Source organism: Ampullimonas aquatilis (genome assembly GCF_049675895.1).
Taxonomy (GTDB): domain Bacteria; phylum Pseudomonadota; class Gammaproteobacteria; order Burkholderiales; family Burkholderiaceae_D; genus Ampullimonas; species Ampullimonas aquatilis.
The window spans coordinates 113447-129332 of record NZ_CP183834.1; the positions used below are offsets into that span (position 1 = coordinate 113447).

Annotated in this window: 15 protein-coding genes; 4 read left to right on the top strand and 11 right to left on the bottom strand. The window is 51.7% G+C overall.

Annotated features, from left to right (window positions below):
* The first annotated feature begins 1 nt into the window (after position 1).
* Positions 2-1318, top strand: coding sequence for a glycosyltransferase family 4 protein (locus ACMYR3_RS00540; protein ID WP_424193501.1), 1317 nt, complete (start codon positions 2-4; stop codon positions 1316-1318).
* A 2-nt stretch (positions 1319-1320) separates the two neighbouring features.
* On the opposite strand, the gene ACMYR3_RS00545 is transcribed toward ACMYR3_RS00540, so the two are convergent.
* The 3 genes from ACMYR3_RS00545 to ACMYR3_RS00555 form a co-directional block, all read right to left on the bottom strand.
* A complete protein-coding gene (locus ACMYR3_RS00545) occupies positions 1321-1776 on the bottom strand; it encodes a hypothetical protein (protein ID WP_424193503.1) in 456 nt (151 codons plus the stop codon).
* 218 nt (positions 1777-1994) lie between these two features.
* Positions 1995-2189, bottom strand: coding sequence for a zinc-finger domain-containing protein (locus ACMYR3_RS00550; RefSeq protein WP_424193504.1), 195 nt, complete (start codon positions 2187-2189; stop codon positions 1995-1997).
* 41 nt (positions 2190-2230) lie between these two features.
* Positions 2231-3952 (bottom strand): long-chain-fatty-acid--CoA ligase, encoded by a 1722-nt coding sequence (locus ACMYR3_RS00555; protein ID WP_424193506.1) that lies wholly within the window; start codon positions 3950-3952, stop codon positions 2231-2233.
* Positions 3953-4238: 286 nt separating this feature from the next.
* Here ACMYR3_RS00555 and ACMYR3_RS00560 point away from each other — a divergent pair, with 286 nt between their 5' ends.
* On the top strand, positions 4239-4994 hold the full coding sequence (locus ACMYR3_RS00560) for a YoaK family protein (RefSeq protein ID WP_424193508.1): 756 nt from the start codon (positions 4239-4241) through the stop codon (positions 4992-4994).
* A gap of 111 nt (positions 4995-5105) precedes the next feature.
* Here ACMYR3_RS00560 and ACMYR3_RS00565 read toward each other — a convergent pair whose 3' ends face one another.
* The 6 genes from ACMYR3_RS00565 to ACMYR3_RS00590 all read right to left on the bottom strand — a co-directional run bounded on the left by ACMYR3_RS00565 (position 5106) and on the right by ACMYR3_RS00590 (position 11627).
* Positions 5106-6260, bottom strand: coding sequence for an aminopeptidase (locus ACMYR3_RS00565; protein WP_424193510.1), 1155 nt, complete (start codon positions 6258-6260; stop codon positions 5106-5108).
* 112 nt (positions 6261-6372) lie between these two features.
* Positions 6373-7581 carry an acetylornithine deacetylase gene (argE, locus tag ACMYR3_RS00570; protein WP_424193511.1) on the bottom strand — a complete coding sequence of 403 codons (1209 nt, stop codon included), beginning with the start codon at positions 7579-7581 and terminating at the stop codon, positions 6373-6375.
* Between the two features lie 131 nt (positions 7582-7712).
* The gene (locus tag ACMYR3_RS00575; protein ID WP_424193513.1) at positions 7713-8714 is read right to left on the bottom strand and encodes an ABC transporter ATP-binding protein; all 1002 of its coding nucleotides are present in this window, start codon (positions 8712-8714) and stop codon (positions 7713-7715) included.
* Positions 8711-9718, bottom strand: a complete 1008-nt coding sequence (locus tag ACMYR3_RS00580) for an ABC transporter ATP-binding protein (protein WP_424193515.1) — start codon at positions 9716-9718, stop codon at positions 8711-8713. The genes ACMYR3_RS00575 and ACMYR3_RS00580 overlap by 4 nt, the downstream gene beginning before the upstream one ends.
* Positions 9719-9726: 8 nt before the next feature.
* Complete coding sequence (locus tag ACMYR3_RS00585; RefSeq protein ID WP_424193517.1) at positions 9727-10650, bottom strand: ABC transporter permease; 924 nt, start codon at positions 10648-10650, stop codon at positions 9727-9729.
* A complete protein-coding gene (locus ACMYR3_RS00590; RefSeq protein WP_424193519.1) occupies positions 10647-11627 on the bottom strand; it encodes an ABC transporter permease in 981 nt (326 codons plus the stop codon). The genes ACMYR3_RS00585 and ACMYR3_RS00590 overlap by 4 nt, the downstream gene beginning before the upstream one ends.
* 225 nt (positions 11628-11852) lie before the next feature.
* Here ACMYR3_RS00590 and ACMYR3_RS00595 point away from each other — a divergent pair, with 225 nt between their 5' ends.
* Together ACMYR3_RS00595 and ACMYR3_RS00600 are read left to right on the top strand one after the other, a co-directional pair.
* A complete protein-coding gene (locus ACMYR3_RS00595) occupies positions 11853-12281 on the top strand; it encodes a DUF2946 domain-containing protein (protein ID WP_424193521.1) in 429 nt (142 codons plus the stop codon).
* 215 nt (positions 12282-12496) lie between these two features.
* Positions 12497-13459: a TonB-dependent receptor gene (locus ACMYR3_RS00600; RefSeq protein ID WP_424193522.1), complete on the top strand. Its 963-nt coding sequence runs from the start codon at positions 12497-12499 to the stop codon at positions 13457-13459.
* A gap of 12 nt (positions 13460-13471) precedes the next feature.
* Here ACMYR3_RS00600 and ACMYR3_RS00605 read toward each other — a convergent pair whose 3' ends face one another.
* Positions 13472-13978 (bottom strand): TlpA disulfide reductase family protein, encoded by a 507-nt coding sequence (locus ACMYR3_RS00605; RefSeq protein ID WP_424193524.1) that lies wholly within the window; start codon positions 13976-13978, stop codon positions 13472-13474.
* A 6-nt stretch (positions 13979-13984) separates the two neighbouring features.
* Positions 13985-15838: an ABC transporter ATP-binding protein/permease gene (locus tag ACMYR3_RS00610; RefSeq protein WP_424193526.1), complete on the bottom strand. Its 1854-nt coding sequence runs from the start codon at positions 15836-15838 to the stop codon at positions 13985-13987.
* Positions 15839-15886 lie beyond the last annotated feature (48 nt).

Consider the following 15886-nt stretch of genomic DNA (forward strand, 5'->3'; position numbering starts at 1 on the left):
AGTGGGGCCCACAGTACTGAGCAATAAACGCATATTGATCGTATCCTGTCTGTACCCGCCGTATTCAGTCGGTGGTGCCGAGAATACGGTGCGTAAGCTTGCCCAGGGTTTGGTGGAGTTAGGACATACAGTCCGGGTTATTGCCACCGTACCAGATAACGAAGTTCGAAAAGATCGTGATGGTCGTGTAGAAGTCAATTTTGTTTCTAATCACAACAGTTACTGGCCTTTTGACGGTAAGCCACATTCCTTTCTCTCAAAAATCTTCTGGCATATGCGTGATATTAAAAATGCCAGGCATGGTCGATATCTGGATGAACAAATTAAGGAATTTAAGCCTGATGTTGTGCAGACCCATAATCTGACGGGGTTTAGTCCGGCGATTTGGGACGCAGCCAAACAAGCCGGTGTGCCAATTGTGCATTTTTTGCATGATTATGGTCTGCTCTGTTCTCGTACGGCGCTGTTTCACAAAAACAAGTCATGCGGTGGTCCAGCTTCATTAAATGAAATTGATCCCACCCAGCGTTGTCGTTCATGTATTTTGCTCACGACGGGCAAAACAGAGCGCAGTCAGCAGGTTGATGCGGTGGTCGGTGTGAGCCAGGCGGTATTGGATCTGCATTTAAAGTCCGGCATGTTCAAAAATGCGCGAATCAAACGCGTGATTCTCAATTCTTTGTCACCTCAGGCATTGGCAGAACAGCTGATGCCCAAGGCAAAGCAGCCCGATATATTGTCCATCGGTTTTATTGGTGCGGTTAAACCTGAAAAAGGGATTGAATATCTGTTGCGCTCATTGCAGCACTTACCTAAAGGCAAGTGGCGTGCGGTGATTGGTGGGCGCGGAGCAGAAGACTATGTTGAGCATCTGAAAGCAACTTATCCACTTGCCGAGGTGAGCTATCTTGGTCAATGTCAGCAACAAGAGTTTTATCCGCAGATCGATTTATTGGTCGTGCCTTCTGTGTGGCGTGAGCCGCTTGGTAATGTGGTGATGGAAGCTTATAGCTATGGTATTCCGGTAATTGCAGCCAAGCGGGGTGGTATTCCTGAAATGATTGATGAAGGCCAAACAGGAATGTTATTTGAGCCTGAAAATGAAGGTGAGCTGACCGAGCAGTTAATGCAGTTTATTGATGATCCAGAAAAGACGACGCAGTTTTTGGCACCGATTCAACATAAGGTCGGTTACTTCACTGTGGCTAGGCAGATGGAGCAATACACCGAAGTGTTGCAGGAACTGTTGGATCAGTCTGACGCCCGAAGACCTGATTTTCAGAGCACAGTAGATGGCATTGCCGGAAATGTCCTGTGATATTACTGGCTGTGCCGCGCAATCATCACCGCAATTGATGCTTTAAGCGCGCCTTCCGGCAAGGAGGCATGCAGTTGCTGCAATTCATCCAGTCCGCGCTGACTTAACACCGCCTGTTTGACGGGTGCTGCCACCACGTGCTGATTACGACTGACTTTGACAGTCAGTTTCTCGCAAACTATTCCTTGTTGGGCAAGCCGCGCATTGAGGCTTGGCAATAATTGTCGCACCTTGGTGGCCACTGCCGATGAGGGAACAAACAAGACTGGCTGTTGCGGATTTTTGACGCTGATCATGACCTGTTCGGCCAGACCGGGTGGCAAAATCTTTTGCAAGCGTGCTTCCATGGTCATCGCTCGCCGCGCAGCAGGCATCAGCCCAGCCAGGCCTTCGGCCTTTTGCAGAAAATCACCCGCCAGATGGGGTGACCAGGACTTGCCGGTACGATAACTGGCCATGGGTCATTTCAATCAATGCAATGTGATGAGTCAGTTACCCCATTTAACGACTAAATCAGGTTAATTTAAGGGGGTATGCTCAAAAATAACCAGCTTAAGTGCGTTAAATATAGGTCAATTTTTTTACTGGTAATCAGTATATTTTCTGGAAAAACAAAATGCAGGTCGATCTATCACAGATTGGCAAGTAATCCGAGACAAACCATGGATGCTAAGGTTTAGTGATGACCATGCAGAACTTCACCGTCCTTGAGCTTGTAACGGGTGCCGCAATAAGGGCAGGCCACCGTGCCTTTGGTCACATCCAGAAACACGCGTGGATGTTGGTTCCAAGTCTGCATGGCAGGATTAGGGCAATGGGCTGGCAGGTCGCTGGCCTTCAATTCAATCACGGGTAGTTCAGGAGTGCTCATAAATTTGCTGGCTATAGTCAAAACCCGAATTATGCCGTCTTTTAGGCATTCACGGCAGACTTACCCTGTTGTGATTTGGCCATCTCGGCATCGCGCAGCTCACGGCGCAAAATTTTGCCTACTGCCGTTTTCGGCAATTCACGCCGAAATTCAATCTGACGGGGGCGTTTATAGCCGGTCAACTGCTCTTTGCAAAAGGCAAAAATGTCTTCACGCAAGCTGTCTTCGTTGGTCTCGCTATGGCGTTTTACGATGAACAGCTTGACGACTTCACCGGAATGTTCATCAGGTATGCCAATGGCGGCCACTTCCAGCACTTCGGGGTGTTGCGTCATCAGATCTTCCAGTTCATTGGGGAAGACTTTGAAACCCGAAACCAGGATCAGGTCTTTTTTGCGGTCGACCAGCCGTGTATAGCCGCGACTGTCCATCACCGCAATATCACCGGTTTTCAAAAAGCCATCGGCGGTCATCACCTGGGCGGTTTCGTCGGGGCGATTCCAGTAACCGACCATTATTTGAGGGCCACGTACGCATAGCTCACCGGTTTCGCCAATCGGTAGCTCGCGGCCAGCGTCGTCACGAATCGACAACTCGGTATCTGGCAAAGGCAGGCCGATCATGCCGTTGTATTCCTTGGCTGTGACTGGGTTACAGGTGACGGTGGGCGAGGCTTCGGTCAGGCCATAGCCCTCAATAATGGGTGTGCCGGTCTTGGCCAGCCAGCGCTCGGCAACGGCATGATGCACGCTCATGCCGCCTGCATTGGCAATGCGCAGATGCGACCAGTCCACCTTGTCAAAGTCGGGCGAGTTGAGCAGGGCGTTATAGAGCGTGTTGACTGCAGGCAGGCAATGAATCGTATTGCGTGATAGTTCCTTGATGAAAGCCGGAATGTCACGGGGATTGGCAATCAGGAGATTGGTGGCACCATTGGCAAGCGCCATCAAACCACAAACGGTGAGCGCGTAGATGTGATACAGCGGCAATGCACTGACCGTTGTATAGGGCGATACCTTGAAGGGCTGATCAATGGCAGGTTGGTTCCAGGCCTGTGCCTGCAATGTGTTGGCCAGCACATTTTTGTGCGAGAGCATGGCACCTTTGGCAATGCCTGTCGTGCCGCCGGTATATTGCAAAAAGGCCAGATCGTCATAACCGATTTGCGGGCGTGAAAATGGCAGGCTGGCACCTTGTCGTAGTGCATCGCTAAAGCGGGTTGCGCCTGGCAAGACGTAGTGCGGCACCAGTTTTTTGATGTACTGCACCACAAAATTGACCAGATGTCCCTTCAAACCCAGCATGTCGCCAAGGCTGGTCAGCACTACCCGTTTGATGGCAGTGCGGCTGATGACCTGCTCCAGCGTATGGGCAAAATTTTCCAGAATCACGATTGCTTGCGCGCCGCTATCCTTGAGCTGATGTTCCAGTTCGCGAGGGGTATAGAGCGGATTGACATTGACCACAATATAGCCAGCGCGCAAAGCCGCATACATGGTGATGGGATATTGCAAAATATTGGGCATCATGATGGCCACACGCGCGCCGCGCGCGATGCCTTGTGACTGCATCCAGGCGGCCAGTTGGCATGAGTATTCATCCAGTTCGCCATAAGTCATGGACACGCCCATGCTGATATAGGCAACGCGTTCTTTGTATTTGATACAGCTTTTGTCGATCAGGTCGGTCAGAGAGCTATAGCCAGACGTATCAATATGGCGCGGTACGTCGGCAGGGTAGTGGTTAAGCCAGAGCGGATCCATGATGTCTCCTTCTTGAGTTGGCCTTGTGATCGGCCTCATATAAGAGCAATGCACCATTATGACAAGCATCTCCATAAAGGGAATCGGGTAAACACGGGGGGCTATTTCGGCAGACCATCATTTCGCCATAAACCCGCTTGTTATGTAAAGTTTTCGAATGCAAAGTGGCGCAGTCTGCAGGAAAATGTTTCTATCCCATTAACGGTATCTGGGATGCATGCTTAAATTTTAAAAGTGCATCTTTACTCAGGACTTTCCCTAGGCCAAGTTTCATCATCATCTCGTCATGCCCATTGCCTATCTGCGCAGCCTGACCGCGCCTGAACGAACCTTGCGTGCCAATCGTCACCTGGGGGTGTCGTTATGCTTTATTGCAGGGGCGGTCAATGCGGGTGGGTTTTTGGCGGTAGGACGCTATACCTCACACATGACGGGTGTGGTTTCGACGCTGGCCGATGATCTGGTACTGGGTGAGTTTATCTATGCCGGTGGTGCCTTCATGGCTTTGCTGCTGTTTTTGGCTGGTGCAGCCACCTCTGCCATTTTGATCAACTGGGCGCGTTTGCATCAAAAGCGCAGTCAGTATGCTTTGCCCTTGCTGGTCGAGGCGGGACTACTCCTGCTATTTGGCTTGATGGGAGCCAATCTGCATTTTTCCATCGGCTTTTTTGTGCCGGTCACGGTGGGTTTGCTGTGCTTCATCATGGGCTTGCAAAATGCCATCATCACTAAAATCTCCCGCGCTGAAATTCGCACCACCCATGTGACTGGCCTGGTCACCGACATTGGTATTGAGCTGGGCAAAATGCTCTATTGGAACAACAGCGATAAATCATCGCAAGACTTTGCGGTATTTGCCAATCGGGACAAGCTGCGTTTGCAGCTGGAGCTGGTGCTGGCCTTTTTTGGCGGTGGTGTGATTGGCGCTTTGGGGTTTAAATATGTGGGCTATATTTCCACGCTGCCTTTGTCATTGACTTTACTGGTGCTGGCCGCTATTCCAATGGTGGAAGATGCCTTCAATTTGAGCGAAATGCAGTAACATCGCGTTTTGACTTCAACGCCTTGGGCAGGTTACCAAGTCAATATTCAGAATTTAAACTTTTTTTCAGGCTTGTCTGAGAGCAAAGCCAGCTGAGAGTATGCTGGATTCTTATTGCTGCTTTGATAGGGTTGCTGCTGCAGATAAGGTCTTGTCACGAGGTTGCTTGGCCAGCTCGCGCACTGCCGCAAAAAAACGTGTGTAGGCCGCGTGGTCGGGCAGGGTTTGCTGATTGGTGCCGGAATTGATCGTGGCCTCGTTGAGCATGTTTTTAAACAGGGGCACCAGTTCGGTATAGGTGGCGATCGCACCCAAATGGGCATTGCTGACGCCGCTGGCAAAAAAACGGTCATAACCCGCAAAGCCGCCCCAACTGCTCTTGAGTTGCGCGTAATCGGTTTGCAGTTGGGCAAATAATTGCATTTTTTGCTGCAGCTTGCTGGCATTATCCAAATCACTTTGATAGAGCGTATCAAGCTGTTGTCGATAGTGCATCAGCAAGGCTTTGAACTGTTGGCGACGGCCATCAAACTCGCGATAACTGGCGGCAAACTGAGCGTTCTCCGGTTCGGCCAACCAGCGTTCCACCCCCGCTTCTTCGACGGCGGTGGCAAAGGATTCATTAAAGGTGGAATCGTTTTGTACATACACCACCTGATGCGCCAGCTCGTGAAAAATCATGCGCGCCAACTCCCCAGCCGGATAGCTGATAAAAGTGTTGAGCAGCGGGTCATCAAAATAGCCCAAGGTTGAGTAGGCCGGAATGCCTGCGACCTGAACATCATAGCCTTCGGCATGAAGTTGTTGTGCAGCGGCTTCGGCGTCGGCCTTATCAAAGTAGCCGCGATAACTCACACAACCCGCCACTGGAAAACACCAGGTCTTGAGTTGCAATGACAGCGCCGGCGCGGCAAATACATTCCACACTACAAACGGTCGTTGCAGATCGGCATAACGCCGATAGCTGGCGTTATCGGGCAGCGCCAGTTCGCTGACGGCATAGTTGCGAATCTGTTGCGAGAGTTGCAAGCGCCTGGCCAGTTTGGGGTCGGTGCTGGTGTCGCCAATCCATTCATCCACCGGCTTGGCAGCGGACAACATCGAAAAATGGCCGTGGATGGATTGGGCGTAATAGCCAATGGTGGAACAGCCACTCAGTGTGCCCAGACTCAGGCCCAGCGCGCCAAGGCTCAACAGTAAAAGTCTGCTGCGTTGGCCCGATTGACGCAAGAATTGAGGCAGCCGCAGGTTAAAAATTCGCATCATCCGTGACGGCAAAACGGCCAAAAAAACCGATACTCTAATGGAGTGTTAATTAAAACAAGGGTTCTTGAGTGCATTAAATAAGATATCATTTTTAATACACTGGGTCAGTATATTAAAGTCCGGCAGAGCTGATGGTGCCGCGCTGCATCAGGCTGTGTAAAAAATGTTCGCAGGCGGCCAGTTGCGACAGCTCGACAAATTCATTGGGCCGATGCGCCTGCTCAATGCTGCCAGGGCCGCACACAATGGTGGGAATGCCCGCTTGCTGAAACAAACCTGCCTCCGTACCATAGGACACTTTATTGCTATGGCGGGTTTGTGTCAGCTGCTTGACCAGTTGCGTCAACGCCGCGTCTTCTTCCATTGATAATCCCGGCGCATTGGCCAGCCATTCCAGCTCGATGGCTGCATCGGGTTCAATGGCGCGCATGACGGGCAGCAAGGTGTCCGCGTAGGCGCGGATTTCGTCAAGCAGACTTTGCGGGTCGTTGCTCGGTACGGTGCGCATATCAAACATGAATTCACAGTCGCGCGGCACGATATTGGCGGCAATGCCACCGCGAATCAGCCCGGTTTGCAGGGTGGTGTAGGGCAGGGTAAAGCCGGTGTGCTGGTTATCTTCGCGCGCCAGTCGAGTTGCCATATCGCTGATGAACACAATCAGTCGGGCCGCATATTCAATCGCATTCACGCCCAGTGTGGTGTAGGAAGAATGTGCCTCGCGGCCACGCACACAACAGCGAAACCGGTTGGTGCCTTTATGCGCAATCACTGGTTGCATGCTGGTGGGTTCGCCCACAATACAGCCTGCCACCTTGAGTTGCCGATCCTGCAAATCGGCAATCAGACCACGTACACCCAGGCAACCGACTTCTTCATCGTAAGACAAGGCGAGGTGCACTGGCGCCGGCAGGTTGGCATCCAGAATCTCGGGCACCATGGCCAAGGCGCAGCCGATAAAACCTTTCATATCGGCGGTGCCACGACCAAACAGTTTGTGATCAAGCAGGCTCGCCTGGAAAGGCTCGGTATGCCAGTGTTGGCCTTCCACCGGCACCACATCGGTATGGCCTGAAAGAATCAGGCCGGGTTTATCGCCACCGCCTAAAGTGGCAAACAGATTGGCTTTTTTGCCGCTGGCATCGTAGGTAAACTGGCTGGCTACCCCATGAATGGCAAGGTAATCGCGTACCCACTCAATCAACCCCAAGTTGGACTGGCTGGATACCGTGGGAAAGCCGACCAGTTGTTCGACCAGTTCAAGGATGACGGGATTGGGTGAAGCTGGGACAGCAGAAGTGGCGACTGTTGCGGCAGACATAACACTTTTCAGAATCAATAAACCACCATCCTACACCGACTTGCGACCATCTTGCCAGAATTGCACAAAGCGTTGCACACTTGGGGTAACAGTTCATCCTGACTTGGTGGCCAGGCAGCGCTGGTTTGGTGCTATGGGTGTATCAGATGGCAGGCTACCTGGCTGCCATCTGCCAGGGTTTGCAAGCGGGGTGCTTCTTTCTGGCAGCGCTGGTTTGGCACTTGGCTGGCTAAAGGGCAACGTGGATGAAAATGACAGCCAGACGGCGGCTGGAGCGGCGAGGCAATCTCCCCTTTGATGGCCACAAACTGGCGTTTGCCCAGCGTCAGCGTGGGTGCGGCGGCCAGCAAGCCCTGGGTGTAAGGATGGCGTGGCGCGCTAAACAGTTGTTCAACGGTAGCCTGCTCGACAATCCGTCCCAGATACATCACCGCTACCCGATCACACAGGTGCCGCACTACCGCCAGGTTATGACTGATAAACAGATAAGTCAGTCCGAGTGAGTCACGCAAGTCGGCAAACAGATTCAGAATTTGCGCCTGCACCGAAACATCCAGTGCAGCGACCGATTCATCACACACCAGTAAACGAGGTTGTACGGCCAAGGCACGGGCAATGCCAATGCGGGCTTTCTGGCCACCAGAAAACTGGTGCACATAACGCCGCATCATGCTCGCATCCAGCCCCACTTTACCCAGCAAGTCGGCAACATAGTTGGTTTGATCCTGTCGTGCAATCAGGCCATGCACGCGGGGTGCTTCGCCAATCAGCTCGCGTACGGGCAGGCGCGGATTCAGCGCGGCGGCAGGGTCTTGAAAAATCATTTGCATGGCGAGTTGGGCCTGCTGTAACTGTCTTGCATTCATGTTGGCCATATCCATGCCTTCATACAGTCGTTGTCCCTGGGACAAAGATTGCAAGCCGACCAGCATGCGCCCCAGGGTTGATTTGCCACAGCCCGATTCACCAACCAGACCAAGCACTTCACTTTGAGCAATGGCGAGTGATACCTGATCAACGGCGCGCATTCCCTGGTTTGATATGGCAGATTGCCAGGGCAATTTAACCCAACCAATACCGGGTTGAGTAAAGGTTTTAGAGGCAGTCGCCAAGGCAATCAACGGTGGCTTCATGGTTGCGCACCAATCAACGGATGCAGACAGCGGACTGCCTGTCCATGCACATCGCTTTGCAAGGCTGGTGGTGTGGCACAGTCAGCTTGCGCGTAGCTGCAGCGTGGTGCAAAGGCACAGCCGGGTGGCAGATCATCCAGCTTCGGTGGCTGACCCGGGATGGATTGCAGGTGAGCGCGTTGGTGAATGAATGGGATGGATTGCAACAAGCCTGCGGTGTAAGGGTGCTGGGGATGGTGCAGCACTTGGGCGGTAGTACCACTTTCAACGATCTTGCCTGCATACATCACTGCGACGGTGTCAGCCAGTTGCGCTACTACGGATAGATCATGAGTGATCCAAAGCAAGGCGGTGCCAAGCTGCTGACACAATGTTTGAATTTCAAATAAAATCTGCGCCGCAATACTGACATCCAGCGCCGTGGTGGGTTCATCGGCAATGATCAGGTTCGGCTCATTCAGGAGTGCGATTGCAATGGCAATACGCTGGCGCATACCGCCAGACAATTCATGCGGATAAGCGTTCAGGCGCTCATCGGGCGCCGCTATTCCCACCTTGACTAATGCGGCGCGTGCCTTGTTGCGTGCATCGGTCTTGCTGATGGCTTGATGCGCCTGCAAGGTTTCAATCATCTGTGTATCAATGCGCAAGACCGGGTTTAAGGTCAGCATTGGATCTTGAAAAATCATGGCAATCCGGTTACCGCGCAGTTGCCGCAAAGCCGGTGCCGGTAGCTTGAGCAGATCCACCCGTGTGCCATCGGCTTCGCTAAACCAGGCAGTCCCGCCGACTACCTGACCCGGAGGATCAAGCAGGCCCATTAGTGAATACGCGGTCATTGACTTACCCGAACCCGACTCTCCGACCAATCCCATGATCTGGCCACGCTGCAAGGTCAACGAGATATCCTGTACCGGTGCCACGGTGTGATCGCGATGGGTAAACTCGGTGCGCAGATGATGCACTTCAAGTAATGTCGTGTTGTGCTGGGGTGCGGTATTCATGGTTCGGCTCAACGTCCTTCCAGCCGCGGATTGAGCACATCACGCAACTGGTCTGCAACCAGATTGATGGCCAGGATCGTGACAAGCAATGCCATGCCGGGAAACAGGCTGATCCAGTATTTGCCCGATAGAAGATACTGAAAGCCATTGGCAATCAACAAGCCCAGACTGGGCTCGGTAATGGGCACGCCCAATCCTAAAAAAGAGAGCGTGGCTTCCAGGGTGATCGCCGAGGCAATCTGCACAGTTGCCACCACCATCAAGGGCGGTAGGCAATTGGGTAGAAGGTGATGCAGCAAGATGCGTCGTGTTGGTAAAGCCAGACATTGCGCGGCTTCGATGTATTCCTTTTGTTTTTCAACCAGCACACTGCTGCGCGCGGTACGGGCATAGGTGGCCCATTGCACGGTGATTAAGGCGATGATGGTGTTGAGCACGCCCTGGTGCAAAAATGCCAGCAACATCAAGGCAAGCAAAATCGGTGGAAAGGCCAGTTGCAGATCGGCCAGCCGCATGATCAAGGTATCTACCCAACCGCCTTGATAGCCAGCCCATAAACCCAACAGCAAACCAATGCCCAATGCCACGAAAGTGCTGATCAAACCTACTGCAACACTGATGCGCAAGCCATAGAGCATGGCGGATAGCATGTCGCGCCCCTGCTCGTCGGTACCAAGTAAATAGGGGTGGCCATTCATGGCCTTTTCGCCGGGCGCCAGGCGCGCATCCATGACTTCAACCTGTGCCAGATCATAAGGATTCTGTGGTGCGATGAACGGAGCCAACAACGCCACGAGCAAGATGAGACATAACACCAGCAAGGCAGTCACGGCCAGCCAGCTTTGTCGATAGGCTTGCCAATGCCGCTTGATGGGTGAGTCGATCAGGTTTGATTCAACCTGGGGGGGCGTGGGCGTGAGTGACATAGTCATGTGTTGCGCGTTTCGCCAAGCCGAACCCGTGGATCAAGCAAGCCATAGATCAGATCGACCAGCAGATTGATGGTGATGAAGATCAGCACAATCAAGAGCAGGTAAGCCACAATTACCGGACGGTCGAGCACATTGATGGAGTCAATGATCAGCTTGCCCATGCCTGGCCACGCAAAGATGGATTCCGTGACAATCGCAAACGCCAGTACCGAGCCAAACTGCAAGGCCATGACGGTGATGATGGGGATCAGGATGTTTTTGAGTACATGTACGCCAATCACACGGGCTTCACTCAAACCCTTGGCGCGCGCAAATCGCACATAGTCTTGTTGCAAGGCCTCTTGCGTACCAGCTCGCGTCAGACGAATCATCAGGGCCAAATTAAATAAAGCCAGATTGAGTGCGGGCAATAATAAATGCCGTAAACCATCGACGGTCAAAAAACTCAGCGGGACACCTAATACCATACGTGTCTCACCGCGTCCGCCAGCGGGTAACCAACCCAGATAAACACTGAACAATAAAATCAGCATCAATCCAACCCAGAAGGTGGGTAATGAAAATCCTAGAATGGAACCGGTCATGATGGCTTTGCTTAACCAGGATTGTGGTTTTAGACCGGCGAGTAATCCTAAGGGCAAGCCAATCAAGAGGGCAATCAGCATGGCCGTGATGGCCAACTCCAAGGTGGCCGGTAGTCGTTCCAGTATGAGGCCCAACGCAGGTGTGGCATAGGCAAATGAGTTGCCCAGATCGCCAGAGCAGGCGTGTTGCACAAACAGCAGATATTGTTGCCAGAGTGATTTATCGAGCCCGAGTGCGGTAGCGGTACGTACAATCTCGGCTTGATCAGCCTGCACACCGATGAAAACCTCCAATGGATTACCAATCGCAAATACGCCCACAAAGACCAGCAGTGACATGACCAGCAGCACGGCGAAGCTTTGTAAAACACGGCGAAAGATGAATGGCAGCATGGGGGAGCAGAGTGCAGCGAAATCAATATGGTGACAAGGATAACTGATTCGGCACCATCTCACACCGAGGCGATGTATCCACAGATATCCAGGGCGTACATGATCAATTTTGAAAATAAGGCTCACTAGAATTTAATTTCACTAAATTGATATGAATCGTCGAACTTTTGCAAAGCGTGTATATAATTCTGCCTGTTTGGCCTATTCCTGTTTACCGAAAATTTCATGTTCCCACGTCGACAACGTGCATTGATCGCTTGGATTGCCACCTTGGCTATCCTGCTCAACGCGCTCGTCCCGACTGTGGCACATGCACTGACTTTGTGGGCGGGCATGCCACCTTTGGTCATTGAAGTCTGTTCAACCGAAGGCCGCAAGTTGATCAAGCTGGATCAACTTGGTGGTAGTAAAGCTGGCAAGAGTCAAGCTGCTTCCAAGACTGGACAATCTGATAATTCACAGGCCAAGACAGGTGAGCATTGCCCTTATTGTTTAACGCATGCTGGTAGTTTTGGCTTGCCAGTTGATGTTGCGGCAAATGCTTTGATGGTGCCCGCCAACAATGCTGATTATCCTTTCCTCTTCTATCGTTCGCACAGCCCGCTGTTTGCCTGGGCTGTCGCCAATCCCCGAGCTCCTCCAACCCATTCCTGATCGTCTCTGAGTGCTTCTGTGTTGCCAGGTTAAATCTGCGCCAGAGGTGATTTCCTTGTTCGTCGAGGATCTACTTGCGGATTAGAAACATAAAAGTTGACCTTGTCATCGACTTGCTAATGCAAGAAGGGTGAGGCTGATGCAAGTTTTTTATTGTTGAAACATTCGTATAAATTTACAAAATAACGATATCAATTAAATTCTTCGGAGTAATAATGAACCAAACAAGACTTTCTTATATGGCCTTTGCTGTAGCTCTGTTGAGCAGTGTGAGCGGCATCGCCAATGCCTGTTCCAGTTGTGGCTGTACGCTCAGTTCGGACTGGGATAGCCAGGGCTACACAGTCAAGCCTGGCATGCGATTTGACTTGCGTTATGACTATTTGAATCAAAATCAATTACGCACTGGAACGGGCAAGGTGGATCGTGGCGCCATTACTTATCCGGCAGATCGGGAAATTGAGGAGGGTACACGCAATCAGTATTTGACATTGGGCTTTGACTACAACCCTAATCAAGATTGGGGAATCAATATTCAAATTCCCTATATTCATCGGCCACATTCCACCATCACAGAAAATGAGACTGACGTGTCCACTTCAAAAACCACAGGGCTGGGTGATATTCGTGTGGTTGGCCGCTACCAAGGTTTCGTCGATGAAAAGAATGTAGGCATCCAGTTTGGCCTGAAGTTGGCCACCGGCAGTATTCACGATACTTTCAAAACCGGTCCAGAGGCCGGTAATCCATTGGATCGGGGTCTGCAGACTGGTACTGGAACTACGGATCTGCTGCTGGGGCTTTATCACTTTGGGGTGTTAAATCAAAGTTGGGATTACTTTGCCCAGGGTATGCTGCAATTTGCCATCAATGAGCGCGAGTCCTATAAACCTGGTACATCGTTGAATCTGAATGGTGGTTTTCGTTATCTGTTGAATGACACCGTGGTGCCACAAATTCAGGTCAATGCCAAGACCGGTAAACGAGACAGTGGCGATAACGCCGATCGAGACAATAGTGGTGGCACACTGGTTTATCTGAGTCCTGGTGTCACCGTCAGTGTGACCAAGGATCTCAAGGCCTTTGGTTTTATTCAGTTGCCGGTTTATCAGAATGTGAATGGCTATCAGTTGGCACCGCGTTACACATTCTCTTTAGGGCTGCGCTACAGCATGTAATGGTCACGGTGGTCAGGGTGTTTTGGCAGCTTGCTTGAGCAAGGGGGTCACCAGTGCTTCCAATGTGGGGAAATCAATTTTGGGTTCACCCACACTGCCATCTTTGCGGATGATGCCCTGCCGGTCAATCACGTAAGTCATTGGCATGCGCCAGATTCTACCCAGACCTTTATAGTTGACATCGCGGCTGAATGCCGCATCAAAGCTGTATTGCTGCATCACTTCGCGTACCTTGTTGTCATCGGCAGGATCGTCCATGCTGATGGCAAGAATCTTTAAACCTTCGGCGCGATGTTGTTGATAAAAATTTTCCAGATCCGGCATCTCTTGGCGACAGGGGCCGCACCAGGTCGCCCAGAAATTGATGATGACCACCTGCCCTAATTGCTGGCTCAAGGTAAAGGGTTGATGGTTGAGTAGGGTGCTTTCAATGTTGGGTGCGGGTTTGCCAACGTCCAGTGCCAGCGCCAGTCTGGTGACAAAAATGAGACCTGAACAGAGCAGCCATAAATATTTCATGGTGGATTACACATTGATAGGTTGAACCATGATGTCGTGACCAGCCTGTCCATCAGCGCGATGGACAAAATGCCATTGCGTGGTGTGATACTGCGCAACCGAATCGCGATGCGCAATACTCACAATCGCCGTATGCGGCAACTCCTTGAGCAGGCATTGATAAACGCGCTGTTCCGAATCTGCATCCAGTGCAGAGGTGGCTTCATCAAGAAATAAATAATCAGGTTTATGCAAAATCGCACGGGCACAGGCCAGACGCTGTTGTTCGCCAGGTGACAGGCGTTGTGACCAAAGATCAAATTGATCGAGTTGATCCACAAATTGGGGCAGATTGACCAGCACCAGCACATATTCAAGCGAGACCCGCATGAAGTCTTCGGCTTTGGCTGGGTAAGCCAATGCATCAGCCAGACTGATGGCATTGCCGGGCGTGAACTGTTGCTCGGGATCATCTGGATCAATTCTGGGCGGATGAAAGCCAATCGGCAGATACGCTTTTTGTGGCAGAAAGAACAGCCGTTTATGGTTGGGTAATTCAATATGGCCGCCACCATAAGGCCATAATCCCGCAATGCTGCGCAGGAGTGTGCTCTTGCCACACCCTGAGGGGCCGGTGATGAGTGTATGGGTACCGGGCATGAGTGAATGGCTGAAGGGGCTAAGCAAGGGTGTGCCATCTGGTAAAGACAAGCTTAACTGTTCAAACAGAATGGCACCGACATTGTTGCGTACCACCTGCACCTGGGTTTTATCTTGATTCAATATCTCAACCTCGTCCAGTGCAGCGCTGAAAGAGGTCAACCGGTCGATGGTCGCCTTGAGTGCAGTCAGTGAGTCGAAGGCATTGACGAACCAGGACAGCGAGTCCTGCACCTTTTCAAAGGCCGAGCTGATCTGAAACAGCACACCCATGGTGATCGCTCCACCAAAGTAGCGCGGTGCTGCCACTAAAATCGGAAAGATGATAGCAAACTGCGCATAGCCGGTAGTGACCAGATTGAGCCGTTTGGTGAATTTGATCAGATCACGCCAGTTAGTGAGAATTTCAACAAAGCGCAGATCCAGACTTTGCCGTTCGGCCTTTTCACCGCCATACAGTGCCACCCCTTCGGCATTTTCGCGCAGCCGAACCAGGCCAAAACGAAAATCCGCTTCGACGCGCTGCTTGCCAAATTCCAGGCCGATCAGCGGCCTGGCGACCTTGTAGACGATCACGCTGCCAAGCGCTGCATATGCTATCGCAAACCACACCATATAGCCGGGAATCGTGATCTCGCTTGTGCCCAGCAGAAAACTGATCGGGCCACTCACCGACCAAAGAATGCCGACAAATGACACCAGTGTGACGATGCTCGACAATAGGCCAAGACCAAGAAACAGGGTATTGCTGGTCAACATCTTGATGTCTTCGGCAATTCGCTGGTCAGGGTTGTCGGTCAGGGTATGGGCACCATCGACATGCCGGTATTCGATACGGTAATACGCCTTGCTGGCCAGATAGCGATCCAGATAACGTTGTGTGAGCCAGTTACGCCAGCGCATTTCCAGTATCTGATTCAAATAAATTTTGTAGATGGCCACTGTAATATATGCAAATGCCAGATAGCTGAATTGCCAGAGTGCGGCAGTAAAGGCTTCAAACTTTTTCTGTTCGAGCGCATTGTAAAAATCACGGTTCCAGCCATTGAGCAGAACATTGATGTAGACCAGTCCAAGCGTGAGGACGAGGACGCCAAACAGCAATAACCAGGCTTGCCTTTTGTCTTCAGAAACCCAATAAGGTTTGATGAGGGTCCAGATTTTGCTCAGATGTGAGCGGGGACGGGATGCGGCAGTCGGTGACAGAGTGGGCGAGTTCATGGCAGCACAAAAAATAAGGCCAACTGGCATTGTGCCTTAATTTTGCGG